Origin of the sequence: Pseudomonas sp. 14A (assembly GCF_018132745.1) — a bacterium.
Classification (GTDB): Bacteria; Pseudomonadota; Gammaproteobacteria; order Pseudomonadales; family Pseudomonadaceae; genus Aquipseudomonas; species Aquipseudomonas mercuritolerans.
The window spans coordinates 291,529-315,049 of sequence record NZ_JAGRQJ010000014.1 but is presented as its reverse complement, the minus strand read 5'-3'; the positions used below and the strand labels follow the sequence as shown (position 1 = coordinate 315,049).

The 23,521-nt window shown below is 60.0% G+C and carries 24 protein-coding genes; 10 read left to right on the top strand and 14 right to left on the bottom strand.

What is annotated here, in order from left to right; translation table 11 throughout:
* Positions 1 to 84 precede the first annotated feature (84 nt).
* Genes PS14A_RS16125 through PS14A_RS16115 form a run of 3 tightly spaced genes read right to left on the bottom strand, consistent with a single transcriptional unit; the run spans position 85 to position 2,063 of the window.
* Complete coding sequence (locus PS14A_RS16125) at positions 85 to 486, bottom strand: biopolymer transporter ExbD (RefSeq protein WP_016775377.1); 402 nt, start codon at positions 484 to 486, stop codon at positions 85 to 87.
* The gene (locus PS14A_RS16120; protein WP_212616725.1) at positions 486 to 1,193 is read right to left on the bottom strand and encodes a MotA/TolQ/ExbB proton channel family protein; all 708 of its coding nucleotides are present in this window, start codon (positions 1,191 to 1,193) and stop codon (positions 486 to 488) included. Before PS14A_RS16120 ends, PS14A_RS16125 begins: the two co-directional genes overlap by 1 nt.
* Positions 1,194 to 1,238: 45 nt before the next feature.
* Positions 1,239 to 2,063 carry a TonB family protein gene (locus tag PS14A_RS16115; protein WP_212616724.1) on the bottom strand — a complete coding sequence of 275 codons (825 nt, stop codon included), beginning with the start codon at positions 2,061 to 2,063 and terminating at the stop codon, positions 1,239 to 1,241.
* Between the two features lie 1,072 nt (positions 2,064 to 3,135).
* Between PS14A_RS16115 and PS14A_RS16110 the strand changes: the two genes are divergently transcribed.
* Positions 3,136 to 3,765, top strand: a complete 630-nt coding sequence (locus PS14A_RS16110) for a glutathione S-transferase N-terminal domain-containing protein (RefSeq protein ID WP_212616723.1) — start codon at positions 3,136 to 3,138, stop codon at positions 3,763 to 3,765.
* A 121-nt stretch (positions 3,766 to 3,886) separates the two neighbouring features.
* On the opposite strand, the gene PS14A_RS16105 is transcribed toward PS14A_RS16110, so the two are convergent.
* On the bottom strand, positions 3,887 to 4,327 hold the full coding sequence (locus PS14A_RS16105; RefSeq protein WP_016775372.1) for a CBS domain-containing protein: 441 nt from the start codon (positions 4,325 to 4,327) through the stop codon (positions 3,887 to 3,889).
* A 364-nt stretch (positions 4,328 to 4,691) separates the two neighbouring features.
* On the opposite strand from PS14A_RS16105, the gene PS14A_RS16100 reads away from it, so the two are divergent.
* Positions 4,692 to 7,052, top strand: coding sequence for a DNA polymerase II (locus PS14A_RS16100; protein WP_212616722.1), 2,361 nt, complete (start codon positions 4,692 to 4,694; stop codon positions 7,050 to 7,052).
* Here PS14A_RS16100 and PS14A_RS16095 read toward each other — a convergent pair.
* From PS14A_RS16095 to PS14A_RS16085, 3 genes are all read right to left on the bottom strand, one after another.
* The gene (locus PS14A_RS16095) at positions 7,017 to 7,487 is read right to left on the bottom strand and encodes a DUF1810 domain-containing protein (protein WP_212616721.1); all 471 of its coding nucleotides are present in this window, start codon (positions 7,485 to 7,487) and stop codon (positions 7,017 to 7,019) included. The genes PS14A_RS16100 and PS14A_RS16095 overlap by 36 nt on opposite strands.
* Positions 7,488 to 7,511: 24 nt before the next feature.
* Positions 7,512 to 8,333 carry an aldo/keto reductase gene (locus PS14A_RS16090; RefSeq protein ID WP_212616720.1) on the bottom strand — a complete coding sequence of 274 codons (822 nt, stop codon included), beginning with the start codon at positions 8,331 to 8,333 and terminating at the stop codon, positions 7,512 to 7,514.
* Between the two features lie 281 nt (positions 8,334 to 8,614).
* Positions 8,615 to 9,763, bottom strand: a complete 1,149-nt coding sequence (locus PS14A_RS16085; RefSeq protein WP_212616719.1) for an aldose epimerase family protein — start codon at positions 9,761 to 9,763, stop codon at positions 8,615 to 8,617.
* A 339-nt stretch (positions 9,764 to 10,102) separates the two neighbouring features.
* Here PS14A_RS16085 and PS14A_RS16080 point away from each other — a divergent pair, with 339 nt between their 5' ends.
* The 3 genes from PS14A_RS16080 (at position 10,103) to PS14A_RS16070 (ending at position 12,183) form a co-directional block, all read left to right on the top strand.
* On the top strand, positions 10,103 to 10,852 hold the full coding sequence (locus tag PS14A_RS16080; protein WP_212616718.1) for a hypothetical protein: 750 nt from the start codon (positions 10,103 to 10,105) through the stop codon (positions 10,850 to 10,852).
* Positions 10,853 to 11,066: 214 nt separating this feature from the next.
* Positions 11,067 to 11,852 (top strand): sulfite exporter TauE/SafE family protein, encoded by a 786-nt coding sequence (locus PS14A_RS16075; protein WP_039763409.1) that lies wholly within the window; start codon positions 11,067 to 11,069, stop codon positions 11,850 to 11,852.
* Positions 11,853 to 11,859: 7 nt separating this feature from the next.
* Entirely contained in the window at positions 11,860 to 12,183 is a 324-nt protein-coding gene (locus PS14A_RS16070; RefSeq protein WP_212616717.1) for a hypothetical protein, read from the top strand.
* A gap of 37 nt (positions 12,184 to 12,220) precedes the next feature.
* Here the strand turns inward: PS14A_RS16070 and PS14A_RS16065 are convergent, their stop codons facing one another.
* The gene (locus tag PS14A_RS16065; RefSeq protein ID WP_212616716.1) at positions 12,221 to 12,685 is read right to left on the bottom strand and encodes a GNAT family N-acetyltransferase; all 465 of its coding nucleotides are present in this window, start codon (positions 12,683 to 12,685) and stop codon (positions 12,221 to 12,223) included.
* Positions 12,686 to 12,894: 209 nt separating this feature from the next.
* Here PS14A_RS16065 and PS14A_RS16060 point away from each other — a divergent pair, with 209 nt between their 5' ends.
* Positions 12,895 to 13,458: a DUF4174 domain-containing protein gene (locus tag PS14A_RS16060; RefSeq protein WP_016775365.1), complete on the top strand. Its 564-nt coding sequence runs from the start codon at positions 12,895 to 12,897 to the stop codon at positions 13,456 to 13,458.
* Positions 13,459 to 13,748: 290 nt separating this feature from the next.
* Here PS14A_RS16060 and ampC read toward each other — a convergent pair whose 3' ends face one another.
* Positions 13,749 to 14,915 carry a class C beta-lactamase gene (gene ampC / locus PS14A_RS16055; RefSeq protein WP_212616715.1) on the bottom strand — a complete coding sequence of 389 codons (1,167 nt, stop codon included), beginning with the start codon at positions 14,913 to 14,915 and terminating at the stop codon, positions 13,749 to 13,751.
* Between the two features lie 159 nt (positions 14,916 to 15,074).
* On the opposite strand from ampC, the gene PS14A_RS16050 reads away from it, so the two are divergent.
* Positions 15,075 to 15,947, top strand: a complete 873-nt coding sequence (locus tag PS14A_RS16050) for a LysR family transcriptional regulator (protein ID WP_137214734.1) — start codon at positions 15,075 to 15,077, stop codon at positions 15,945 to 15,947.
* Between the two features lie 118 nt (positions 15,948 to 16,065).
* Here the strand turns inward: PS14A_RS16050 and gudD are convergent, their stop codons facing one another.
* The gene (gene gudD, locus PS14A_RS16045) at positions 16,066 to 17,409 is read right to left on the bottom strand and encodes a glucarate dehydratase (RefSeq protein WP_212616714.1); all 1,344 of its coding nucleotides are present in this window, start codon (positions 17,407 to 17,409) and stop codon (positions 16,066 to 16,068) included.
* A gap of 25 nt (positions 17,410 to 17,434) precedes the next feature.
* Entirely contained in the window at positions 17,435 to 18,781 is a 1,347-nt protein-coding gene (locus PS14A_RS16040; protein ID WP_024013478.1) for an MFS transporter, read from the bottom strand.
* A 354-nt stretch (positions 18,782 to 19,135) separates the two neighbouring features.
* Between PS14A_RS16040 and PS14A_RS16035 the strand changes: the two genes are divergently transcribed.
* Entirely contained in the window at positions 19,136 to 19,849 is a 714-nt protein-coding gene (locus PS14A_RS16035; protein ID WP_016775357.1) for a FadR/GntR family transcriptional regulator, read from the top strand.
* Between the two features lie 91 nt (positions 19,850 to 19,940).
* Positions 19,941 to 20,171, top strand: a complete 231-nt coding sequence (locus PS14A_RS16030; RefSeq protein WP_071172961.1) for a hypothetical protein — start codon at positions 19,941 to 19,943, stop codon at positions 20,169 to 20,171.
* A gap of 168 nt (positions 20,172 to 20,339) precedes the next feature.
* Here PS14A_RS16030 and yegQ read toward each other — a convergent pair whose 3' ends face one another.
* On the bottom strand, positions 20,340 to 21,668 hold the full coding sequence (yegQ, locus tag PS14A_RS16025) for a tRNA 5-hydroxyuridine modification protein YegQ (RefSeq protein WP_212616713.1): 1,329 nt from the start codon (positions 21,666 to 21,668) through the stop codon (positions 20,340 to 20,342).
* Between the two features lie 156 nt (positions 21,669 to 21,824).
* Between yegQ and PS14A_RS16020 the strand changes: the two genes are divergently transcribed.
* Positions 21,825 to 22,886, top strand: coding sequence for an AI-2E family transporter (locus PS14A_RS16020; RefSeq protein ID WP_137214738.1), 1,062 nt, complete (start codon positions 21,825 to 21,827; stop codon positions 22,884 to 22,886).
* Here PS14A_RS16020 and PS14A_RS16015 read toward each other — a convergent pair.
* Both PS14A_RS16015 and PS14A_RS16010 read right to left on the bottom strand, forming a co-directional pair.
* Positions 22,883 to 23,065 carry a hypothetical protein gene (locus PS14A_RS16015; RefSeq protein ID WP_212616712.1) on the bottom strand — a complete coding sequence of 61 codons (183 nt, stop codon included), beginning with the start codon at positions 23,063 to 23,065 and terminating at the stop codon, positions 22,883 to 22,885. The two genes, PS14A_RS16020 and PS14A_RS16015, sit on opposite strands and share 4 nt — an antisense overlap.
* Positions 23,066 to 23,168: 103 nt before the next feature.
* Positions 23,169 to 23,363, bottom strand: coding sequence for a hypothetical protein (locus PS14A_RS16010; protein WP_016770691.1), 195 nt, complete (start codon positions 23,361 to 23,363; stop codon positions 23,169 to 23,171).
* Between the last annotated feature and the right edge of the window lie 158 nt (positions 23,364 to 23,521).

The window sequence follows — 23,521 nt, the reverse complement described above, 5'->3', positions numbered from 1 at the left end:
CGTTTTTTCGGTCGGCCGGGTGCGACGGGATTTCTTTTTCAGCGGTGCCGGGCGGATGCTTTCAACAGCCGCCCGGCACCGTCATCAGTGGGTGGTCATCACCGAAATCTTGCTGATGCCGGAGCGTTCGATCGATGCCATGGCCTTGGCCACCTGGCCGTAATTGACGGCGGCATCGGCCTGCAATTGCACACGGACTTCGGCGTCTTTGGCCTTGACCTCCTTGAGGCTGGCCTCGAGGGATTCCGGGGCCAGTTCGGTCTTGGCCAGATAGAACTTGCCGTCCTGATCGACGCTGACCACCACCGGGTCTTTCTTTTCGGCAGGGGCGACGGCGTCGGTTTTCGGCAGGTTGACCTTGATCGCGTTGGTCATCAGCGGCGCGGTGACAATGAACACCACCAGCAGCACGAGCATCACGTCGACCAGCGGCGTGACGTTCATTTCGCTGAGCACTTCATCGCTGTCTTGAGTGGAGAAGGACATCAGCTGGCCTCCCGCACGGCGTTGGTGCTTCTGCTGGCAATGGCCTGGCGGCTGATGGAAAACGCACTGCGCGAGGCGAGGGCGTCGAAGTCGTGGGCGAAGTCGTCCATGTCCGCCGAGGCGAGTTTCAGCCGACGCAGGAAGAAGTTGTAGATCAGCACCGCCGGCACCGCGACGGCGATGCCCACGCCCGTAGCGATCAGCGCGTGGCCGATAGGCCCGGCGACCGCTTCAAGGCTGGCCGAGCCGGTTTCGCCAATGCTTTGCAGGGCTTCCATGATTCCCCACACGGTGCCGAACAGGCCAATGAACGGCGCGGTGCTGCCGATACTGGCGAGGATCGCCTGGCCGTTTTCCAGCGAGCGACGTTCTTTCTGGATCTGCTGGCGCAGGTTGCGTTCCAGGCGATCGGAGCGGTTGATGGTGTGCGCCAGTTGTTGCGTGGTGCGCGGCGACTCTTCGACCAGCAGGGCTTCGAAACCGCTGCTGGCGATGCGCGCCAGCGAGCCTGGATACTGGCTGGCGTGTTCGGCGGCGGTGAGCAGGTCCGGCGCGCTCCAGAAGGCTTTGGTGAACTGTTTGTTCTGCGCTTTCTGGCGCAGGTACTGGGCCGACTTGACCAGCAGGATCGCCCAACTGACCACGGAAAACAGCACCAGGCCCCAGAGCACACCGGGGACAATCATCGAAGACAGTGAATCGTTCATGGCTACACCTCGCTTGCGTTAATCAGTAATGAGTCGGTTGCGCCGTCATTGCGGCAATTTGAAATCGATGGTCTGGGTGGCGAAGCCGTCGATCGGCGTGTCGCCGCGCTTGGCCGGAATGAACTTCCAGTTCTTCACCGCCGCGACGGCCGCCTCGTCCAGTTGCGGCTTGCCGCTGGACTTGGTCACCGTCACGCTGCCAGCACGGCCGTTGGCCAGCACCTGAATGCGCAGCACCACGCTGCCTTCCCAATTGCGGCGCAGCGCCAGCGACGGGTATTCCGGCGGCGGGTTGCCGAGGCTGGCCAGGCCGGAAATCGCTGCCGATTCCTTGACCGGAGCGGGCGCAGCAGGTGGTGCCGGTGGTGCGCTCGGTGTCGTCGGCGCCGCAGGTGCGGACGGTTGCGCCGGGGCGGGCGGCGCTTTCGGTGGCTCGACTTTTTTCGCCGGTTTTGGCTTTTCCACCGGTTTCGGTTTTTCGATTGGCTTGGGCTTCTCCACCGGTTTGGGCGGCGGCTTGACCGCGTCCTCGTCTTCCACCGGCTGCTCGGGTTCCGGCGGCGGAGGAGGCGGGGGCGGTGGAGGTGGTTCCGGTGTGGGTGGGGCCGGAGGCGTCGGGCTGGTCAGCTCGACGGTCATTTCCGGGATTTCCGGCGGCGTCGGCAGTGGCTCAGGACGCGCCTGATGGAAGAACCACCACGCGCCGCCGTGTATCAGCGCCGACACGGCGATCAGCAAGAGCATCTGTGGTTTGTTCAACCCGCCGGGTCGTGACGTATTGGCTGTAAACGCCGGCCTGCCCATTGCCGGCGAGACCGGCGCTTGCTGCAACGGCCCCGGCAGGGTTTTGTGCTTTACCGCATCGTTCATTAAAGCTCCCTCGGGTCAGATGAAGGGCAATAAGGTGCCGTCCGAACATATGGCTGATGTTCGAGTGAGTGGGGGCAACTTTCTTCAAGGTGTACGCGGGCCGATAGTTGGACTATCTGTTTAAACGGCCTCGAACAAACTTAATGGCTTAGTAGCATCTATATCGATTGTTCATTATCCATTCCGTGGCTTGTTGTTGTGTGGAGACGCGAGCTGTCTCAGGTTTGTTACAGTTTGCAACAGGTGTGCCAGATGTTGCTGAAACCGGTTGAATGCATATCTTCGGTGTTGCTGACGTCGCATTTATATAAGTTTCAAATTCGCCCACTGTTTATTCGGCGCGAAGCGGTCCTCAAGTCCTCGCAGAAGGGCTTTTTCAGGTGCGAGTCAGAGGGAGCGCTGTACCACGCCAATCGGCGGGATAGAGCGGCTGCTCGGTGATCAGGCTTAGCACCTATCGGTGCGTAGCGAATCGATTTGGTGCAGGTCAGTCATTCAGCGGTTCACAGGACATGTTCCTTATTTTGATTCTGGAGTATTGGTTAACTGCATCACATTCGGGCGTGCGCTTTTGGTGCAATTTCAATGACGGAAAGTCATTGTTCGACAATCTTGTTGTTGTGCCTTTTATTAATTGCCGTATTTAAAAAATAAATAACACTTGGCGCCCGGCGATCGCTCTATCGCCAGGCACGCAAAGTGTGCATTGGGTTTCAGGTAATAAAGGAGAAACGCGCCAGGCTGAATAGGCTCGGCTGAACTTGGGGCTGGATTTGCGAGTGAGTGGGGTATGTCGTACGGCGGAGCATTTGAAGATTCACAGGTGAACTCCTTATTGCCAGCTCGGACAGGCGAACTTTTGGTTCGCTGTCGCACCTTACAAGAACGCGGATAGCGTTCGATGAATGCTCTTGGTGCGGGATGGGCACCGCCAGCGCTGATTGGCGAAGGTTGATTTCGCAAGTCGGCAGTGCATGGGAAAAACGTGCCAATCACGACACATATGCAGAATTTTCTACGTCAGGCCGGCCAGCCATCTACCCTGTGCAAAGGCCTTATCGGGGGAACGGACATGTACCAGCTCTACGGGCACAAGAATTCCGGCGCGGCTGCCATCGAGGCGGCACTGGAGTTGTGCCAGATCGCCTATCGCTTCATTGATACCGAAGCCAGCGCCGAGGCCGACGAGGCGCTGGGCAAACTCAATCCGCTGAAACAGATACCGACCCTGCAACTGCCGGACGGCAGCGCCATGACCGAAAGTGCAGCGATCCTTATTCACTTGGGCCTGACGTTTCCCAAGTCCGGCCTGCTGCCGAGCAAGGCAGCCGATCGTGATCAGGCGATTCGCGGCCTCGCCTATATCGTCAGCAATTGCTACGCGGCGGTCGGCATCATCGATTACCCCGAGCGCTGGTTGATCACGCCTGACGAGAGCGCACGGCAAAACCTGATCGCGGGCACGCGCCAGCGCCTGCACTTCAGTTGGGAGGTGTTTGCCGATCAGTTTTCCGCGGAGCTGTATCTGGATGATGAAACGCCCGGCGCACTGGATGTGCTGGCGGCCGTGGTGAGCCGCTGGGCCGGCAGCCGCGAACACCTGCGCCAGACCCGCCCGGGCTTTTATGCTTGGCTGCAAAGGATCGACCGACACCCGGTGCTGGCACCGGTGTTTGAGCGGCATTGGCCGTCTCAAGGCTGACCGATTCATGAATGTGGGAGCGAGCCTGCTCGCGAAAGCGGTCTGTCAGTCAAAGATGTGTCGACTGACCTGGCGCATTCGCGAGCAGGCTCGCTCCCACAAGGGGATCACGGCCGTGGGCTCACTCCCCGCGAATGTACTGCTCCAGCTGTTTGATCAGCTCGGCCTGTTCGGCAATCGCTTCCTTCACCAGGTCGCCGATCGACAGCAGGCCGATCAACTGGCCGTCCTCGACCACCGGTAAGTGGCGCAGGCGTTTGTCCGACATGATGCCTAGGCAGGTGTCGACGGTTTGTCGGGTATCCACGGTGATCACGTCCTTGACCATGATGTCGCGCACTGGCGTACCGACCGAAGAGCGCCCGTGCAGCACCAGCTTGCGCGCATAGTCACGCTCGCTGATGATGCCGACCACTTTGTCGTCTTCGACCACCAGCAAGGCGCCGACGTTTTTCTCGGCCATCTTCATCAGCGCTTCGAGCACCATGTGATCGGGTTTGATCTGGTGCACTTCCTGATTTTTCTGATCTTTGAGCTTGAGCAGTTGGGCGACGGTCTTCATGGCGGTTACTCAGGTGTTGTCGTTGTTCATCAAGCATCGTAGACGCAGCCGCGCAGAGCAAGGTGGCAAAGCGGCAGTTAGCGTGCAAAAAACGCCATTTGCCGGAAAAAACATCTTTGTATCGGTGAATGAAGCATCTTTGTATCGGTAAATGAAGCATCTGTGGCGAGGGGATTTATCCCCGCTGGCCGCGAAGCGGCCCCGCTTTTAATGAAAGGGCCTGCTGCGCAGGCCAACGGGGATAAATCCCCTCGCCACAGATAAATCCCTCTTGCCACAGATAAATCCCTGTTGCCGCAGATAAATCCCTTGCCACAAATGCTGCGTAGAATGGCGTTCTGATTGAAACGTTGAGGTCGCAGTGGTGGATTTACAGCAGGGCTTCGTCCTGACCCGGCATTGGCGCGATACGCCGGCCGGCACCGAAGTCGAGTTCTGGCTGGCAACGGACGCCGGGCCGCGCCGCGTGCGTCTGGCGCATCAGCCGTCGGTCGCGTTTATTCCCGCCGCACAGCGAGAAGCGGCCGAGCGTCTGCTGCACGATGAAAAAAATGTAGAGCTGCGACCGTTGGCCTTGCTCGATTTCCAGCATCGTCCGGTGCTCGGTGTGTATTGCCAGCAGCACGGCCAGTTGATGCGCCTCGAAACCGCGCTCAACCGGGCCGGCGTCGACGTCTTTGAAGCCGACGTCCGACCGCCGGAACGCTATCTGATGGAGCGCTTCATCACCGCGCCGGTGCTGTTTGGCGGCACGCCTGATGCTGACGGCGTGCTGATCAACGCCCAACTGAAACCCGACCCCGATTACCGGCCGAAGCTGCGTCTGGTCTCACTCGACATCGAAACCACCGAAAACGGCGAGCTGTATTCCATCGCGCTGGAAGGCTGTGGCGAGCGCCAGGTGTACATGCTCGGCGCGCCGAACGGCGACGCCAGCATTGTCGATTTCGACCTCGAGTACTGCGATTCGCGCACGCTCATTCTCAAGAAGCTCAACGACTGGTTCGCCCGCCACGACCCCGACGCGATCATTGGCTGGAACGTTGTGCAGTTCGACCTGCGCATCCTTCACGAACACGCCCGGCGTCTCGGCGTGCCGCTGAAGATCGGTCGTGGCGGCGAAGAAATGCAGTGGCGCGAGCACGGTAGCCGCAATCACTACTTCGCCTCTGCAGCGGGGCGGCTGATCATCGATGGCATCGAGTCGTTGCGTTCGGCGACCTGGAGTTTTCCCTCGTTCAGCCTGGAAAACGTCGCGCAGACCCTGCTCGGCGAAGGCAAGGCGATCAACAATCCGTACCAGCGCATGGACGAGATCAACCGCATGTTCGCCGAGGACAAACCGGCGCTGGCCAAATACAACCTCAAGGACTGCGAGCTGGTCACGCGGATCTTCGCCAAGACCGAACTGCTGACGTTTTTGCTTGAACGCGCCAGCGTCACCGGTTTGCCGGCCGACCGCAGCGGCGGTTCGGTCGCCGCGTTCACCCATTTGTACATGCCGTTGATGCACCGCCAGGGCTTCGTTGCACCCAATCTGGGCACCAATCCACCCCAGGCCAGCCCCGGCGGTTTCGTTATGGATTCACGCCCGGGGCTTTACGAATCAGTGTTGGTGCTCGATTACAAAAGCCTCTACCCGTCGATCATTCGCACCTTTCTGATCGACCCGGTGGGCTTGATCGAGGGCCTGCAACACCCGGACGACGCTGACTCGGTAGCGGGTTTTCGTGGCGCACGCTTCTCGCGCACCCGCCATTGTCTGCCGTCCATCGTGGCGCGGGTGGCCGAAGGGCGCGAAACCGCCAAGCGCGAGCACAATGCGCCGCTGTCCCAGGCGTTGAAGATCATCATGAACGCCTTCTACGGCGTGCTCGGCTCCAGCGGTTGCCGTTTTTTCGATACCCGGCTGGCCTCGTCGATCACCTTGCGCGGCCACGAAATCATGTTGCGCACTCGCCAGTTGATCGAAGAGCAGGGCCACGCCGTCATTTACGGCGACACCGATTCAACCTTCGTCTGGCTGCGCAGTCTGCATGGTCAGGATGAAGCAGCGCAGATCGGCCATGCGCTGGTCAAACACGTCAACGACTGGTGGCGCACGCATGTGCGCGAGGAATATGGGCTGGAAAGCGCGCTGGAATTGCAGTTCGAGATTCACTACAAGCGCTTCCTGATGCCGACGATTCGCGGCGCCGAGGAGGGCAGCAAGAAGCGCTACGCCGGCCTCGTCACCCGCGCCGATGGCAGCGAGGAAATGGTCTACAAAGGCCTGGAAACGGTGCGCACCGACTGGTCGCTGCTGGCGCGGCAATTTCAGCAAGAACTGTATGAGCGGATCTTCCAGCGCAAGCCGTATCAGGATTATGTGCGCGACTACGTACGCAAGACCCTCGCCGGCGAGTTCGACGATCGGCTGATCTACCGCAAACGTCTGCGCCGCACCCTCGACGATTACGAACGCAACGTACCGCCGCATGTACGCGCGGCGCGGCTGGCCGACGAATACAACGCCGAGCAGGGGCGGCCCCGGCAGTATCAGAACGGCGGCTGGATCAGCTACGTCATCACCCTGGCCGGCCCGGAGCCGCTGGAAGTACGCCGCGCCGCCATCGACTACGACCATTACATCACGCGACAGCTGCAACCGGTGGCGGACGCGATTCTGCCGTTTGTCGACGACGACTTCTCAACTCTGATCGGTGGGCAACTGGGCCTGTTTTGAGTCGAGCAGTTGCAGCGTCCACTCATCGAGGATGCCGTGGAAGTACCGCTCCAGCGCCTGATGGAACAGACTGTCCTCGGCGCTGAACTGGGCGAACAGGGTCATCGAAGAATGAAATTTCAGGTCATCGGGATGGCCGAAAATGTCTGCAATCGAGCGCTGCGGCACATTCAGCACCAGTTGCGTGCAGGTGCGCACTCTCGCCCCGAGCAGTTCATTGGCCAGATAGGCCTGGGCTTCCTCGGCTGAACCAATCGCAAAGCGCCGGGCCATTTCGCTGCCGCCCAATCCGGCGAACTGCGGGAAGACGAACCACATCCAGTGGCTGCGCTTGCGGCCCGTCTCGAGTTCACGCTGGACCCGTTCGAACACCGGGTCCTGTGCCTGGACAAAACGTTGCAGGTTGAACGGGTCGTGCAGATCTGTGCTTCTCATGGCGAAGCCCTCGCGGTCGGCAGCTCAGACCATCGCCAGCCGCTGCTTGCGTTGAGGCGCCGGGAACACCTTGTCCAGCGCCGCCAGATCCCCGGCGTCCAATTGCAACTGGGCCGCCTCGGCATTGAGTTGCACATGCTCCGGGCGCACAGCCTTGGGAATCGCAATCACGCCGTCCTGACGCAGGAGCCACGCCAGTGAAATCTGCGCCGGAGTGGCGTTGTAGCGACTGGCAATGTCTTGCAGAACCGGCTCGGCGAGCATCGCGCCGCCCTGGCCGATCGGACAGTACGCCATCAACGGCAGGCGCTGGTGTTGGCACCATGGCAGCAGATCGAATTCGATGCCGCGCTCTTCGAGGTTGTAAAGCACCTGATTGGTAGCGCAGGCCGAGCTGGACAGTTCTTCGAGGTCGTCGACATCGAAATTCGACACACCCCAACGGCCGATTTTGCCGTCCTCGCGCAGGCGTTCGAAGGCTTCGACGGTTTCCTCCAGCGGATACTGACCGCGCCAGTGCAACAGATACAGATCGATGTAGTCGGTGCCGAGCCGACGCAAACTGCGCTCGCAGGCTTGCGGGATGCCCTGGCGGCTGGCGTTGTGCGGGTAGACCTTGCTGACCAGAAAGACTTGATCGCGCAGACCGGCGATGGCTTCGCCGACCACCGTTTCGGCACCGCCCTCGGCGTACATCTCAGCGGTATCGATCAGGCTCATGCCTAGCTCGATGCCGGTGCGCAGCGCCGCGACTTCACGGCTGTGCGCCGAACGATCCTCGCCCATGCGCCAGGTGCCCTGGCCAATCACCGGAACCTGCACGCCGGCCAACTCAAGGGTACGCATTCAAACCTCCTGCCTTAAAGAGTCGATATCTTTAGTGGGCAGCAGGATAGAGCAAGGGTTCCCGGAAGGAAGGGGGAGTCAAGGATGAAACCGGATCAATTGTGGCGAGGGGAATGTGTGGTGAGGGAATTTGTGGCGAGGGGATTTATCCCCGCTGGGCTGCGAAGCAGCCCCGATCCTGCAACACGCGTTGTATCAGACAGCGTTCTATTGCAGGTTTTTGGGGCTGCTTCGCATCCCAACGGGGATGAATCCCCTCGCCACAGGGGGTGCATGGCAGGTTACTTGGCGGAGAACTTGAGGATCACGCTGTGGGCATAAGTCTGCCCCGGATCAAGCCGCGTGCTCGGGAAATCCGGCTGGTTCGGCGAATCCGGGTAGTGCTGGGTCTCGAGGGTGAACGCGCCCCAGTGCGGATAGACCTTGCCACCCTTGCCCTTGACCGTGCCGTCGAGGAAGTTGCTGGTGTAGAACTGCACGCCCGGCTCGCTGGTGAACAGTTGCAGGACGCGTCCGGATTGCGGGTCGCTGACTTCGGTGGCGAGCTTGCTGACATCGCCCTTGGTGTCCAGCGCCCAGTTGAAATCGAAGCCGCCCTGTTTCGGCTCGGCAAATTTCAGCTGCGGATGATCAGCCTTGATGTGCGTGCCGATCGCCGTCGGTTTGCTGAAGTCCATCGGCGTACCGGCCACAGGCGCCAGCTCCCCGGTCGGGATCAGTTTGGCGGTGACCGGCGTGTAATGGCTGGAGTTGATCATGGCGACTTGCTTGAGAATATCGCCATTGCCGGCACCGGCCAGGTTGAAGTAACTGTGGTTGGTCAGGTTGAGCACGGTCGGCTTGTCGGTGCTGGCCTTGTAGTCGATGCGCAGTTCGTTGCTGTCGGTCAGGCGATAGGTGACCTCTGTGGTCAGATTACCCGGGAAACCCATCTCGCCGTCGGCCGACAGGTAGGTCAGGGTCACGCCTACCGAATCCTTGTCCTTGGTTTCCCTGGCCTTCCAGACTTTCTTGTCGAAACCTTCGGGGCCGCCGTGCAGGGCGTTGGATTTGTCGTTCTGCGGCACTTGATAGCGTTTGCCATCGAGTTCGAAAGCACCTTCGGCCAAACGGTTGCCGAAGCGGCCGATGGTCGCGCCGAAGTACGCGGTGCCTTTCTGATAGCCCTGCACATCGTCAAAACCCAAGACGACGTCGTCGAACTTGCCGTGTTTGTCAGCGACTTTCAGCGCTTGCAGGGTCGCGCCGTAGGTAATCACGGTGGCTTGCATGCCGTGGCTGTTGCGCAGGATGTACTGTTCGACAGGCGTGCCGTCATTGGTTTTGCCGAAAGCTTTGTGTTCAGCGGTCAGGCCCGCCGCGTTGGCGGAAAGGGTAGCGATCATCAGGGACAGTCCGAGGCCGGAGAGCAGGTGACGGGATTGAGGCATGGTTGACCTTCCTTTTTGTTGTTGTTTTAAACACTGCGGTCCCCTGTAGGAGCTGCCGCAGGCTGCGATCTTTTGATTGTGATTTTTGAAAGCAAGATCAAAAGATCGCAGCCTTCGGCAGCTCCTACACATAACTAGTCATTCTATTTGTGGGGCTGAACAGGATTTATAGCGGATTTACATGTATTGGCAAATATAAAGTCCGACTAATTGACGGATCGCCTATCGCCGAAGGTCGGCTAACTGCTCAGGCACTGCACTTTTTCGCAATCGGCGGCTCTATGCATGGCCAGGATGCGGTGACTCCCGCCGCACAGGAATGTGCCTGTCCGAGACTTCATGCCGAGTGTTTTTGCCCTGATCACCGCCACTCACCGCCGCCCGTGCCTGCTGCTGGCCTGCCTGTTGTCGCTGTTGCTAAGCGGCTGCAGCCACCAGAACGGCAACGGGTTTTTCAATCAGATACGAGAAGGGCAGCCGCAGGAGTTTTTGCAGACCAGCGTCGACCGCATGGCCACCCTGGCGATGCGCGACAACCTCGACAGTCTATATCGATTGATGGGCAAGCTTTACTTGCGCAACCCGGAAGAACTGCGCAAATCCGGTTTCCTCACCGTCAACGCCGCCGTGAAACAGGTGCGTCTCGCTGTCGAGCAACAGCAGCCGTTGCCCGTGCTGGGCGGGCGCAAGGACCTGGCGGCGCTGAGCTATGCGATGAGTCCGGAATTCCTCGGCGACCGCGTCGGCGCCTTCATCTATGCGATCGGCAGCATGCTGGTCACCGCCCACGGCAATCGCACCGAGTTCTACATGACCGACGCGATCAACCCGACGTTCGTGCACAACGCCGCGCGCAACATCGAAAAAGCCATGTGGATTTTGTCGCAACGGCAGAACAAGGAAGGCCAGCCGTTGCTGTTCTCCAACGAAATCTCGGAGGAGGGCAGCAACCTCAGCTTTGCCACCGAATTCAGCAAAATCGTCGCGCGCCTGGATCTGCTCACGCAGATGCTCGATGAGCGTTATCGCAGGATCGGCCTGAATTACGCGCAGAGTCTGCTGTTCTTGAATTTCCTGCCGGTGCAGTGAGCCTTGCAGACCACTGTGGGAGCGAGCCTGCTCGCGAAAGCGCCGGATCATTCAAATCATCGGATGCTGACCCACCGCCTTTCCGAGGCTCGCTCCCACAGGGATCTGCAGTGAGTTCGATATGGCATAACGATAGACCGCATCGATATATGTGGTTATAAGAAAAATCGCTATGCTGCGGGCCAGATTTTCCTGTCGTTTTCTGGACGTTTGAATGGAATTGGCAAATTTCGGCCTGGTAATTGCCGGGCTGGTGGTGGGGTTTATCGTAGGCATGACCGGTGTCGGCGGCGGTTCGTTAATGACGCCGATCCTGCTGTGGTTCGGCATCAACCCGGCGACGGCGGTAGGTACCGACCTGCTGTACGCCGCGATCACCAAATCCAGCGGCGTCCTCGTTCACAGGAAGAACAAGAACATCGACTGGGCGATCACCGGCTGGCTGACCCTCGGCAGTGTGCCAGCGGTGGCCATGACCCTGTGGTTCCTCAGCACCCTGCACACCGCGCCGGACGCGATGAACGCCATCATCAAACAGGCGCTCGGCTTCGTCCTCTTCGCCACTGCCCTGGCAATCTTCTTCAAGAAACGCTTGCTCGAATTCGCCCACAAACGCGCGGGTGGCAACTACAACCCGAGCGGTTCGCGCCTGAATATCATGACGGTGATCACCGGTCTGATCCTCGGCACCATGGTCGCCCTGACCTCGATCGGCGCCGGCGCACTGGGCACCGTCGCCTTGTTTATCCTTTACCCACTGCTGCCAACCCGCCGCCTGGTCGGCACCGAAATCGCCCACGCCGTACCCCTGACCCTCGTCGCCGGCCTCGGCCACGCAAGCATGGGCAACATGGATTGGGGCGTGCTGGGTTTCCTGCTGATGGGCTCGCTGCCCGGCATCTGGCTCGGCAGCCACCTGACCGGACGCATCTCCGACGAAGTCCTGCGCCCGTGCCTGGCGACGATGCTGGTGTTGATTGGTTATAAGTTGGCGTTCTGATCCATCGATGAATGAAACCACTTTCCACTGCGAGGGTCGTCTCGCCATCACCGTCGAGCCGCGTGAGATGCGCATGAGTCATTGGCTGTATGCGCCGCAGTTAGTCGATCTGCAGCAGCAAAAAGTGCTGCTGGATCTGAGCGAGAGTCTGTGGGATTTGCTTGGTACTGCCGACGAGACCGCCAATGGCATCGAGCTGGTGCTGCGCAAGTACCCAGGCGATCGGGCGTCGGTGAGGTTGAGGGTTGATCTCGATAGCGGTGAGCTCAAGCTCGGTGGACGAACCGTCGACCCCTCGCAATTGCTCTCGGCACTCGGTTCAGCGCTGTAGTGAGGCGGTAGCTTGCGGCGAGCCGTATCACCACGGGTTAGCGCTGAATGACGTACTTCATCACTACCACCGGCAGCTCTTCGTAAACCAGCTCCTCGACGACTTGCCAGCCCAGTCGCGCATACAGCGACTGCGAAGTGTCGGTGTAAAGATAGAGCTCAGGCACACCGAGCGCCGCCGCTTCCTCGACTACTCGATTGACCAATTGCGAGGCTATACCTCGACCACGTTCTTCGGCCTTCACGTAAACACCTGCCAACCACGGCGTCAGATTGCGGCGCAGTTTCAAATCGTGCTCGATCAGCAGCGCGCCGCCCAGCAGTCGGGACTCCTCAAGCGCAACTACCACGCTGGGCACCGCACCTTTGCCACAGGATTCGCGCATGTGCTCGATGCGATCTTCGACAGTTTGCCCGGGGCGAAACTCACCCCATTCCTTGAAATTGAGTGTGGCCAGTTCCTCGATAAATTCGGGGCGGTCGCACAGGTAGTCGATATGCATGCGGGGTGAACTCCATTTCGTTGGCAGAACGGCCACCCTAATGCGCTCATGATCGGTAATCAAATCTGCTTAGCGATCACACCTATTGTGTTGCGCAAAGTTCTCCCTGACCTAAGCTTCTGACAGGGCAATGCCTTTTTGCCAGACGCCGCCGGAACAATCGCCACGATGCGCAATCAGTAGTGCGTGGATATCAAAAGGAGATGCGCATGCTCATCAGGTCCCTGACCCTGACCCTCTTGCTGGCAATCGCTGGCCCCCTGTTCGCCGCCGACAGCGATTCACCCCTGGCCGGGGACGTGGGCCGCGCCCGCCCGCTGATCGTGATTGCGCAAAGCACTGTCGACCCGGTGTGGCTGAGCCTGAAAAAGTCACTGGAAGACCCGGCCAACAAAAAAGGCGTCACCGACCGCAACATCAAGGTCTACACCATCCTCAGCATGTCCGGCCAGCTCGACGGCAAGGACATGGGTCAGCAGGACACCATGGCCCTGCTGCGTTCGCTGAAGCTCGGTGCCGGCGCTTATCCAAAAGTGTTCCTGGTGGGCAAGGACGGCGAAACCAAGCTCTCCGCCTCGGGTGATGAAGCCAAGGCATTGAGCCTGGCAAAAATCTTCGAAACCATCGACGCCATGCCCATGGCCGAAAAAGAAGCCGCCGCTGCGGCCGCCGCCGCACAAACGCCTGCCGCCACCGAGCCGGAACCGGCCAAAGGCGCTAAGGGCAGCAAACCGGCGAAACCGAGCAAACCGCCGCAGATGCCGGATGATTGATTGCGCGTTGACTGAATGAAGCAAAATCCCTGTGGGAGCTGGCAAACCAGCTCCCACTTTTTTTTGTGAAGTGCACAGTTCAAATGTGGGAGCGAGCCTGCTCGCGATGGCGGTTTTTCAGGCGCTGAAAGGTGACTGATCGAGCGCATTCGCGAGCAGGCTCGCTCCCACAAGTCATCTTCTGATCGAAAGTTGTTGCAGTCTGCGACACCTCCAACGTTAACCGAGTGAAAACCCGATCCTGTAGAAGCTGCCGCAGGCTCGGGCCGCGATCGGACGATCTCTCACTCCTAATCCGCCAACGCCGCGAAAACCGTATGCGCAATCTTCACCCGTTCGACGTTCGGGTAGTTCTTGTTGGCCAGAATCACAATGCCCATGTCTCGCGACGGCACGAACGCCACATACGCGCCAAAGCCCCGCGTGGATCCGCTTTTGTTGAACAGCACGTTGGCCGGTTCAGCTTGCGGTGGGGTCAGCCACTCGACTTTGTGCGGCTCCATGGCCATCGGGGTCGAGTTGCCGTTTTGCAATTTTTCCAGGCTGATCGGGTAGGCGTAGCGTTCCCAGCCCAGGCCTTGGGTCATGTCGCCGACGCGGTAATAACCGATGTGGGTGTTGGCGATGGCTTGGTGCAGATCAGGCGCAAGGCTGGCCGGTTGCAGCTGTGCCTGGACGTAACGCAGCAGGTCGGCGGCGCTGGTTTTGATGCCGTAGGCTTCGGCGTCGAGGGCGCCGGGGCTGACGCGTACCGGTTGGTCGGCGCTGTCGTAGCCTTGGGCGTAAAGCTTCGACTGCGCTGGCGGCACGCTGAGGAAGGTGTGCTGCAAACCGAGTTTTGGCAGCAGGGTTTGCGTCATTGCCTGGTCGAAGGGCTGGCCGAGGCTTTTCGCCGTCAGGTAGCCGAACAGGCCCAGGCTCGGGTTGGAATACAGGCGATGGCTGCCGGCGGGAAACTGCGGTTTCCATTGTTGGTAATAGCCGAGCATCCTGTCGGAAGAATCCGCCTCAGCGGGAAATTGCAGCGGCAGTCCGCCAGCACTGTAGGTGCCCAGTTGCAGCACGCTGATGTTGTCGAAGGCGCTGCCCTTGAGCTCCGGCCAGAGTTGGCTGGCCTTGCTCGACAGGTCGAGTTTGCCTGTGGCCTGGGCGTAACCGGCGAGGGTGGCGGTGAAGGTTTTACTCACCGAGCCGACTTCGAAGAGGGTGTTTTCGCTGACCTTTTGCGCGGTGTCTTTAGCGGCGACCCCGTAGTTAAAGTAATGTGCCTGGCCATTCAGCGTGATCGCTACGGTCAGCCCCGGGATGTTGTTTTGCTGCATCACCGGGGTGACGGCTTGGCTGACCAGTGCCTGTAATTGCGCATCCGTCGGCGTTGCGGCATGACAGGCAACGCTGGCGAAGAACAGTGCGAAAGCGGTGTAGGAAAAGACCTTTCTCGGTTCTAAGGAACACATGATTGAATCACTCTCCATGAGTGTCGATTGTTGTATCCCGCTACACTGCGGGTGATTTTTCATCGGGCGGCCGATCAGCGCGGCCAATTTAGGCACTTCGCCGGCCATCGACAAACGATGAAAACTCGCATGAGCCATTAGAAAAATTTGGGGCAACGCATGATTCGACCGCAACTGCCGCTCAACGCTCTGCGCGCATTTGAAGCCTCGGCACGTCACTTGAGTTTTACCCGTGCTGCCGTCGAGTTGTGCGTGACACAAGCGGCGGTGAGCCATCAGGTCAAAAGCCTGGAAGCGCAACTCAACCTGACCCTGTTCAAACGCCTGCCCCGTGGGCTGATGCTGACCAGTGAAGGCGAAACCTTGCTGCCGGTACTCAGCACATCATTCGATCATATTGCGCAGATGCTCGAGCGTCTGGCCGGTGGGCAGTATCGCGACATGTTGACGGTCGGCGCGGTGGGTACATTTGCAGTGGGCTGGCTGTTGCCGAGGCTGGCAGACTTTCGGGGGAAACATCCGCTTATAGATTTACGTCTGTCGACCAATAACAACCGCGTGGATGTGGCGGCGGAAGGACTGGATTTCGCGATTCGTTTCGGTGCTGGCGCCTGGCATGGCATTGAGGCGACGCGCTTGCTCGATGCGCCGTTGTCGGTGTTGTGCGTGCCGGAGATTGCCCGGCAGCTGCACTCGCCGGCGGACCTGTTGCAGCAGACCTTGCTGCGTTCCTATCGTACCGATGAATGGCCGGAGTGGTTTCACGCGGCGGGCCTGGCGACGCAGGCCGCGCCACCGCAAAGCATCGTGTTCGATTCGTCGCTGGCAATGATGGAAGCCGCATTGCAGGGCGGCGGCGTGGCGTTGGCGCCGCCGCTGATGTTCGCCCGGCAACTGGCGGCTGATGCGATTTGCCAGCCGTTTGCGATCGAGATCACCACGGGTAGTTACTGGCTGACGCGGTTGCAGTCGCGAGCGGAAACGGTGGCGATGAAAGCGTTCAAAACCTGGCTGCTGCAGATCTCAAGCTGAAAACCGATTTGTAGGAGCTGCCGAAGGCTGCGATCTTTTGATCTTAAAAACAGAATCAAAAGATCGCAGCCTTCGGCAGCTCCTACTCCCACAATTGAAATCAGCGGCGCCTGCTGGATTACCGCACCAGACACGGCCGCTTGTTATCGAATTTCCACCCCGGAATCAGGAACTGCATCGCCACGCTGTCATCCCGCGCGCCGAGGCCCATGCCTTTGTACAGTTCGTGGGCCTTGGCCACTTGATCCATGTCGAGTTCCACGCCCAGCCCCGGTTTTTTCGGCACCTGCACCAGACCATCGACAATCTGCAGCGGTGCCTTGGTCAGGCGCTGGCCGTCCTGCCAGATCCAGTGGGTGTCGATGGCGGTGATCTCGCCGGGTGCGGCGGCGGCGACGTGGGTGAACATGGCCAGGGAAATATCGAAGTGGTTGTTGGAATGCGAGCCCCAGGTCAGGCCCCACTCGTGGCACATCTGCGCGACGCGTACCGAACCCTGCATGGTCCAGAAGTGCGGGTCGGCCAGCGGGATGTCCACTGACTGCAACTGAATCGCGTGGCCCATTTCGCGCCAGTCGGTGGCGATCATGTTGGTCGCGGTTTTCAGGCCGGTGGCGCGGCGGAATTCAGCCATGACTTCGCGGCCGGAATAACCGTTTTCGGCACCGCACGGATCTTCGGCGTAGGCGAGTACGTGGTGCTGATCGCGGCATAGACGAATGGCCTCTTTCAATGACCATGCACCGTTCGGGTCGAGGGTAATCCGCGCGTCGGGGAAGCGCTCGGCCAGTGCCGTGACCGCTTCGATTTCAGCATCGCCGCTGAGCACGCCGCCCTTGAGTTTGAAATCCTTGAAACCGTACTTGGCGTGCGCCGCCTCGGCCAGGCGCACGACTGCTTCGGCGGTCATGGCTTTCTCGTGGCGCACACGGAACCAGTCGTTGTCGGCGTCCGGTTCGTTGCGATAGGCCAGATCGGTTTCGTGTTGATCGCCGACGTAGAACAGATAACCGAGCATCTTCACTTCGTCGCGTTGCTGACCTTCACCGAGCAGCGCCGCCACCGGCACGTCCAGATGTTGGCCGAGCAGGTCGAGGAGGGCGGCTTCCAGACCGGTGACCGCGTGAATGGTGATGCGCAGGTCGAATGTCTGCAGACCACGGCCGCCGGCATCGCGGTCGGCGAAGGTCTGGCGCACCTGGTTGAGAATTTTCTGGTACGTGCCGATGGGGCTGCCGACCACCAGATTGCGCGCGTCTTCCAAGGTCTGGCGAATGCGCTCGCCACCGGGCACTTCGCCGACGCCGGTGTGGCCGGCGTTGTCCTTGAGGATGACGATGTTGCGGGTGAAAAACGGCCCGTGGGCGCCGCTCAGGTTGAGCAGCATGCCGTCGTGACCGGCCACCGGAATGACCTGCATGTCGGTGATGATCGGAGCTTTGGCGGTGTCATGAACAGTCATTGTTGTTTTCCTTGTCGAGACGTAGTCAGGCGTGTTTCGGCGCGGCGTCGGCCACAGCCTTTTCAGCAGCGGGTTTCGGCGTGGTGCGCGCGGCGAAGACGATGATTGCGGCGATGATCGAGGTCGCGGCCAGACCATACAGGCCGCCCTGGATCGAGCCGGTGTGTTGCTCCAGCAGACCAAACGTGGTCGGCGCGACGAAGCCGCCGAGGTTGCCTACCGAGTTGATCAGCGCGATCACTGCCGCCGCGATGCGTGCATCCAGATAGGCCTGTGGGATCGGCCAGAACAGCGACGAGGCGGATTTGAAACCCAGTGCCGCAAAGCAGATCGCGACGAAGGCGAAGATCGGCCCGCCAGTGGTGGACATGAACATCCCCGCTGCGGCGATCAACAATGCCGTGGCGACCCACGCTTGCTGGTGTTTCCACTTCGCCGACAGCGAGGCGAAGGCGTACATGCCGACGATCGACAGCAACCATGGAATCGAGTTGAACAGGCCGACCTGCACGTCGCTGAGTTCGCCCATCTTCTTGATGATGCTCGGCAGCCAGAAAGTCGCCGCATAAATGGTCAACTGAATGAAGAAGTAGATCAGGCAGAACAGAATGATCTGCCGGTCCTTGAGCAGTTTGCCCAGCGACGGCCGGATCGGCGTCGCGGCTTCGCGGGCCTTTTGCTCGTCGTCGATGGCGCTGACCAACGCATCCTGTTCGGCGCGGCTCAGCCATTTGGCGTCGTGGGGTTTGGCATCCAGCCAGAACCAGACGAAAACGCACAGGCACACCGAAAACATCCCCTCGATGAAATACATCCACTGCCAGCCGTGCATGCCCAATCCGTTGATCTGCAGGAGCAGGCCGGACAGCGGGCCGGAGATCAGCGAGGCCACGGCCGAGCCGCTAAGGAAGATCGCGATCGCCTTGCCCCGCTCGACACCGGGCAGCCAACGGGTGAAGTAATAAATCACCCCGGGAAAGAACCCGGCCTCGGCGACACCGAGCAGGAAGCGCAGGATATAGAAGTGGGTTTCGTTCTGGATGAACGCCATGCAGGCGGCGACTATGCCCCAGGTGAACATGATGCGGGTCAGCCAGATACGTGCGCCGACTTTCTGCAAAAGCATGTTGGACGGCACTTCGAACAGCGCGTAACCGATGAAGAACAGCCCGGCGCCGAAGCCATAAGCGGCAGCACCAATGCCCAGATCGGTTTCCATGTGGGTGCGGACGAAGCCGATGTTCACCCGGTCAATGTAATTGACGATGAACATGATCACGAAGAGCGGCAGGACGTGGCGTTTGACTTTGGAGATGGCTGAGGCGAGCGTCGGATCGACGCTGTCCTGCATCCCGGAGATGGAGGTTTTCACTGATGTTTCTCCCACTGATTATTTTTATGCGGGTAGGACTGGGTGCTGCGTTGTTGCTAGACATCATACAACTGTAATTTTTTGTCCTACAAGTGGGGAGGGCGATCAAATTCTTCTGATTGTTCGGTTTTTTATGCGAAAACCGGATTATATCTCGTATTCATTGAGCATTTCGCCAGTCGAGCGCAGCGCCTCTTTGAGCTGTGAATGGTGATGCGTGGTGGCTGGCTATCAAAAACATTCGACGTAATTGAGTGTTGTCATACAAGTTGATGGCCCATCGACCGCTAAAATCCATCTCAACCGTCATCCTGCAGTGCTACGATCGGCAAGCCCCGATCACCGGAACCGATCATGCAAGAAGACCTCGACGCGCCTGCGCGCAAACGCACGCACAATCTCGCTCATGACTTGGTGGAAAAGCTCACCCAGAGCATCCTGCTCGGACAACTGTCGCCCGGTGACAAACTGCCGTCGGAGAATTCCATCGTTCAGGAACATGGGGTCAGCCGCACGGTGGTGCGCGAGGCCATTTCCAAGTTGCAGGCCTCGGGGCTGGTCGAGACGCGCCATGGCATCGGCACTTTCGTGATCGAGCGCGCAGCGGAGCAGGGCCTGCGTCTGAATGTCGACACGGCGCTCGGTGTGCGCAGCATTCTCGAATTGCGCATGGGCCTGGAGACGCAAGCGGCGGCGCTGGCGGCGCAGCGGCGCAGTGAGCAGCAGGTGCAGCAGATGCGTCAGGCGCTGGATGACTATCAACGGCTGCTGGCGAACAACGACAGTTGCGTGGAAGCCGATCGGCGTTTTCATCTGCTGATCGCCGAGGCCACCGGCAACGCTTGTTTCAGCGAGATCATGCAGCACCTGGGCAGTGCGATGATCCCGCGCAATCGCCTGAATGCCGCCGAGCGCGGCGCGGCGGATCTGAGCAAGCTCGGGCACTTGGCCAATCTGGAACACGAGGCGATTCTGAATGCGATCAAGCGTCAGGACGCCGATGCCGCCCGCGCCGCGATGTGGCTGCACCTGACCAACAGTCGTGATCGCTTTATCGCCCAAGGCTGATGCCGCTGGTCTGACGTATCGCACACCGCCGACGGCCGCGCTTCCAAACAATACGCCCCGGATAATCCGGGCCAGTATTGTGAGGTGCAGCATGGCTGATGACTCGCTTGTTCCCGGTGGCATGGCGCCCACCGACCAGACCCGCCCCGTATCCGGCACCGACGAGCCGACCCTGAGCGATCACGATGCACCGCCGGGCATGGACCCGGGGCGCGATCCGCTGAGCGATGCCGACCGCCCGGATGACTGGAAGGATCCGCCGGATGACGAGGATGTACCGCCGGCGGATGAGCCGACACCATTGTCGGATGATATGCGCTGAGGTCTGGATTTTTCATTGAGTGGGCCGGCCTCTTCGCGAGCAGGCTCGCTCCCACAATGGATATATGTACGACACAGATCCACTGTGGGAGCGAGCCTGCTCGCGAAGACGGCATCGGCTTCACCAGCAAATCACGGCCATGCTGCGAGTGCCAGACAAAATCGCCAGTCAACCAACACGCAAATCCCGCATCAACAACCCAAAGCGCAAATCCACTGCGTCCGGTATCGGCACGTACACCGTATGCCCATCCCCCGGCGCCACTTCGATCGCTTGGCCGCTGACACTCTGCAATTCATGCAGATCAAAATGGAAATTGCCCTTGGGCGTCATCAGTTCCAGATGATCGCCCACGGTAAAACGATTCTTCACTTTCACCTCGGCCAGGCGATCCCGGCGCTCGCCGGTCAGTTCGCCAACGAACTGCTGCCGCTCCGACACCGAACTGCCGTGCTGATAGTTCTGATATTCGTCATGCACATGCCGGCGCAGAAAACCTTCGGTGTAGCCGCGCTGGGCCAGCGACTCGAGATCCAGCATCAGGCTGCGATCAAACTCGCGCCCGGCCACGGCATCATCGATCGCCCGGCGATATACCTGGGTGGTGCGCGCGCAGTAGAAATGCGATTTGGTCCGGCCTTCGATTTTCAATGAATGCACGCCCATACGCGTCAGCCGCTCGACATGCTGCACCGCGCGCAGATCCTTGGCGTTCATGATGTAGGTGCCGTGTTCGTCTTCGAAAGCCGGCATCAATTCATCGGGACGATTGGCTTCCTGCAACAGGAAGACCTGATCGGTCGGTGCGCCGAGGCCTAGGGTGGGCTCGGGTTGAAAGGTCTGGACGATCTCGCCGAGCTGGTTTTCCGTGGCTTGTTGCGCCGTGTACTTCCAGCGGCAGGCGTTGGTGCAGGTGCCCTGATTGGCATCGCGTTTGTTCATGTAGCCGGAAAGCAGGCAGCGCCCTGAATAGGCCATGCACAGTGCTCCGTGCACGAACACTTCCAACTCCATGCCCGGCACCTGCTCGCGGATTTCGCCGATCTCTTCCAGCGACAGTTCGCGCGACAGAATGATCCGGCTCAGCCCCTGTTGCTGCCAGAACTCGACGCTCGCCCAGTTCACCGTGTTGGCCTGCACCGACAGGTGAATCGGCATCTGCGGAAAATGTCGGCGCACCAGCATGATCAGGCCCGGATCGGACATGATCAGCGCATCCGGGGCCATCTCGATCACCGGCGCCAGATCCTTGAGAAACGTCTTCAGCTTGGCGTTGTGCGGGGCGATGTTGACCACCACGTAGAAGCGCTTGCCCTGCGCCTGCGCCTCTCGAATGCCCAGCGCCAGGTTGGCGTGGTCGAATTCGTTGTTGCGTACGCGCAGGCTGTAGCGCGGCTGCCCGGCGTAGACGGCATCGGCGCCGTAGGCGAAGGCGTAACGCATGTTTTTCAGGGTGCCGGCGGGGGCGAGAAGCTCGGGGGCGGTGAGATTAGGCATCTTGGTGTCAGTCGCAAAAGCCACGCAGGGTAGGGCAGCTGTTGCGAGGGTTTATTGATCTGGATCTATGCTGCATGAATAAACATGGCACTCGCGCGCGTGGCGGCTGACTAAGTGGGGCGGGCGTGCGTGACGCCTGACTGACATGGACCGGATATGAACGAAAAGAGTCTGCAATTCAAATCCCTGACGGTGCTGCTGGTGCTGGTCACGGTGGCCTTCATCTGGATCCTGCTGCCCTTCTACGGCGCGGTGTTCTGGGCTGTCATCCTCGGCATTCTGTTTGCGCCGGTGCAGCGCAGGGTGCAACAGAAATTCGGCTGGCCACGCAACGTAACGTCGCTGTGCACCCTGAGCCTGTGTCTGGTGATCGCGATTCTGCCGGTGATCATCGTCAGCATCCTGCTGGTGCAGGAAGGGGCGACGGTCTACAAGAACATCGAAAGCGGTGAACTGGATATCGCCGCGTATCTGGCGCAGTTCAAACACAGCCTGCCGCCGTATTTCCAGAACCTGCTCGATCGTTTCGGTGTGGGCGAACTTGACAGCCTGCGCGAGAAGATCGTCAAAGCGGCGATGCAGGGCAGCCAGGTGCTGGCGACTCAGGCGTTCAGCTTCGGCCAGGGCACGTTCGAATTCGTGGTGAGCTTTTTCATCATGCTTTACCTGCTGTTTTTCTTCCTGCGTGACGGCCCCGAGCTGGCGCGCAAGATGCGCACTGCCGTACCGCTGGAAGAAAACCACAAGCGTCGCCTGCAACTGAAGTTCAACCGCGTGGTGCGCGCCACGGTCAAGGGCAACGTGGTCGTGGCCGTGACCCAAGGCGCGCTGGGCGGGCTGATTTTCTGGTTTCTCGACATTCCCAGCGCGCTGCTCTGGGCGGTACTGATGGCGTTTCTGTCGCTGTTGCCAGCGGTGGGCGCGGGGATTGTCTGGGCGCCGGTGGCGGCGTACTTCCTGCTTAGCGGCATGATCTGGCAGGGCGTGGTGCTGGGCTTGTTCGGCGTATTCGTGATCGGCCTGGTCGACAACGTGCTGCGCCCGATACTGGTGGGCAAGGACACGAAAATGCCCGATTACCTGATCCTGGTCTCGACCCTTGGCGGCCTCGCAGTCTTCGGCCTCAACGGCTTTGTGATCGGGCCGCTGATTGCCGCGTTGTTCCTGTCGAGCTGGGCGCTGTTCGTCGAGACCAAGCCCAAGGTGCAACTGCCTTAAGCACGGAACGAGGCGCTGGCGACCTGTTGCGACAAAGCCTGCGCTGCCGGCAACGAAATGAGCGGGCCGCTGATCGGCTCGCCATCGCGCACCAGATACCAGCAGGCGAGCAAGCCCGAGGCGCGGAGTGAAGCGGGAACTGCGCTGCCGATCACCGACATGATTTGAACCTGTGCCATGGGGAAACCTCCATCAAACTGATGGGGCTACCTTAGGGGCTCGTTGGCGCTGCGGAAAATCAACGCTTTCGATAGTGGTCATTGATGCCAGTGAGGTCTGCCGTCATTCGACCACTTGATCGAGCATGTGCATGACTTCGCGTTCATTGAGCAGGCCCTTGTGCACGAGGTTTTCGGCGAGCAGGGAAAGCAGCTTGGCGCAGCGATGGCCTTCCAGATGCTTGAGTTCGGTGAGCGCGCTGTACACCTTGCTCGAGGTGCACAGACCGACGATGCGGTGCGGGTTTTGTGTGGGCATACAGTCGTCCTTGTTGTTATCGATCTGTTGTTTACGGACGGATTCAGATTGCGGTTCCGTCATGACAAAGCGGTGACCGTTTGATGAAAAAAGCCCGACGGTCGATTCCATCATGCCGACTTTAGCTGCTCGAACTGTCCTCACAGCGACCTTGGCGA

What these genes read in the sequence shown, in the direction of transcription:
- PS14A_RS16125 (WP_016775377.1), bottom strand. Translation starts at nt 486, where the DNA reads ATGTCCTTCTCCACTCAAGACAGCGATGAAGTGCTCAGCGAAATGAAC.
- PS14A_RS16120 (WP_212616725.1), bottom strand. Translation starts at nt 1,193, where the DNA reads ATGAACGATTCACTGTCTTCGATGATTGTCCCCGGTGTGCTCTGGGGC.
- PS14A_RS16115 (WP_212616724.1), bottom strand. Translation starts at nt 2,063, where the DNA reads ATGAACGATGCGGTAAAGCACAAAACCCTGCCGGGGCCGTTGCAGCAA.
- PS14A_RS16110 (WP_212616723.1), top strand. Translation starts at nt 3,136, where the DNA reads ATGTACCAGCTCTACGGGCACAAGAATTCCGGCGCGGCTGCCATCGAG.
- PS14A_RS16105 (WP_016775372.1), bottom strand. Translation starts at nt 4,327, where the DNA reads ATGAAGACCGTCGCCCAACTGCTCAAGCTCAAAGATCAGAAAAATCAG.
- PS14A_RS16095 (WP_212616721.1), bottom strand. Translation starts at nt 7,487, where the DNA reads ATGAGAAGCACAGATCTGCACGACCCGTTCAACCTGCAACGTTTTGTC.
- PS14A_RS16090 (WP_212616720.1), bottom strand. Translation starts at nt 8,333, where the DNA reads ATGCGTACCCTTGAGTTGGCCGGCGTGCAGGTTCCGGTGATTGGCCAG.
- PS14A_RS16085 (WP_212616719.1), bottom strand. Translation starts at nt 9,763, where the DNA reads ATGCCTCAATCCCGTCACCTGCTCTCCGGCCTCGGACTGTCCCTGATG.
- PS14A_RS16080 (WP_212616718.1), top strand. Translation starts at nt 10,103, where the DNA reads ATGCCGAGTGTTTTTGCCCTGATCACCGCCACTCACCGCCGCCCGTGC.
- PS14A_RS16075 (WP_039763409.1), top strand. Translation starts at nt 11,067, where the DNA reads ATGGAATTGGCAAATTTCGGCCTGGTAATTGCCGGGCTGGTGGTGGGG.
- PS14A_RS16070 (WP_212616717.1), top strand. Translation starts at nt 11,860, where the DNA reads ATGAATGAAACCACTTTCCACTGCGAGGGTCGTCTCGCCATCACCGTC.
- PS14A_RS16065 (WP_212616716.1), bottom strand. Translation starts at nt 12,685, where the DNA reads ATGCATATCGACTACCTGTGCGACCGCCCCGAATTTATCGAGGAACTG.
- PS14A_RS16060 (WP_016775365.1), top strand. Translation starts at nt 12,895, where the DNA reads ATGCTCATCAGGTCCCTGACCCTGACCCTCTTGCTGGCAATCGCTGGC.
- ampC (WP_212616715.1), bottom strand. Translation starts at nt 14,915, where the DNA reads ATGTGTTCCTTAGAACCGAGAAAGGTCTTTTCCTACACCGCTTTCGCA.
- PS14A_RS16050 (WP_137214734.1), top strand. Translation starts at nt 15,075, where the DNA reads ATGATTCGACCGCAACTGCCGCTCAACGCTCTGCGCGCATTTGAAGCC.
- gudD (WP_212616714.1), bottom strand. Translation starts at nt 17,409, where the DNA reads ATGACTGTTCATGACACCGCCAAAGCTCCGATCATCACCGACATGCAG.
- PS14A_RS16035 (WP_016775357.1), top strand. Translation starts at nt 19,136, where the DNA reads ATGCAAGAAGACCTCGACGCGCCTGCGCGCAAACGCACGCACAATCTC.
- PS14A_RS16030 (WP_071172961.1), top strand. Translation starts at nt 19,941, where the DNA reads ATGGCTGATGACTCGCTTGTTCCCGGTGGCATGGCGCCCACCGACCAG.
- yegQ (WP_212616713.1), bottom strand. Translation starts at nt 21,668, where the DNA reads ATGCCTAATCTCACCGCCCCCGAGCTTCTCGCCCCCGCCGGCACCCTG.
- PS14A_RS16020 (WP_137214738.1), top strand. Translation starts at nt 21,825, where the DNA reads ATGAACGAAAAGAGTCTGCAATTCAAATCCCTGACGGTGCTGCTGGTG.
- PS14A_RS16015 (WP_212616712.1), bottom strand. Translation starts at nt 23,065, where the DNA reads ATGGCACAGGTTCAAATCATGTCGGTGATCGGCAGCGCAGTTCCCGCT.
- PS14A_RS16010 (WP_016770691.1), bottom strand. Translation starts at nt 23,363, where the DNA reads ATGCCCACACAAAACCCGCACCGCATCGTCGGTCTGTGCACCTCGAGC.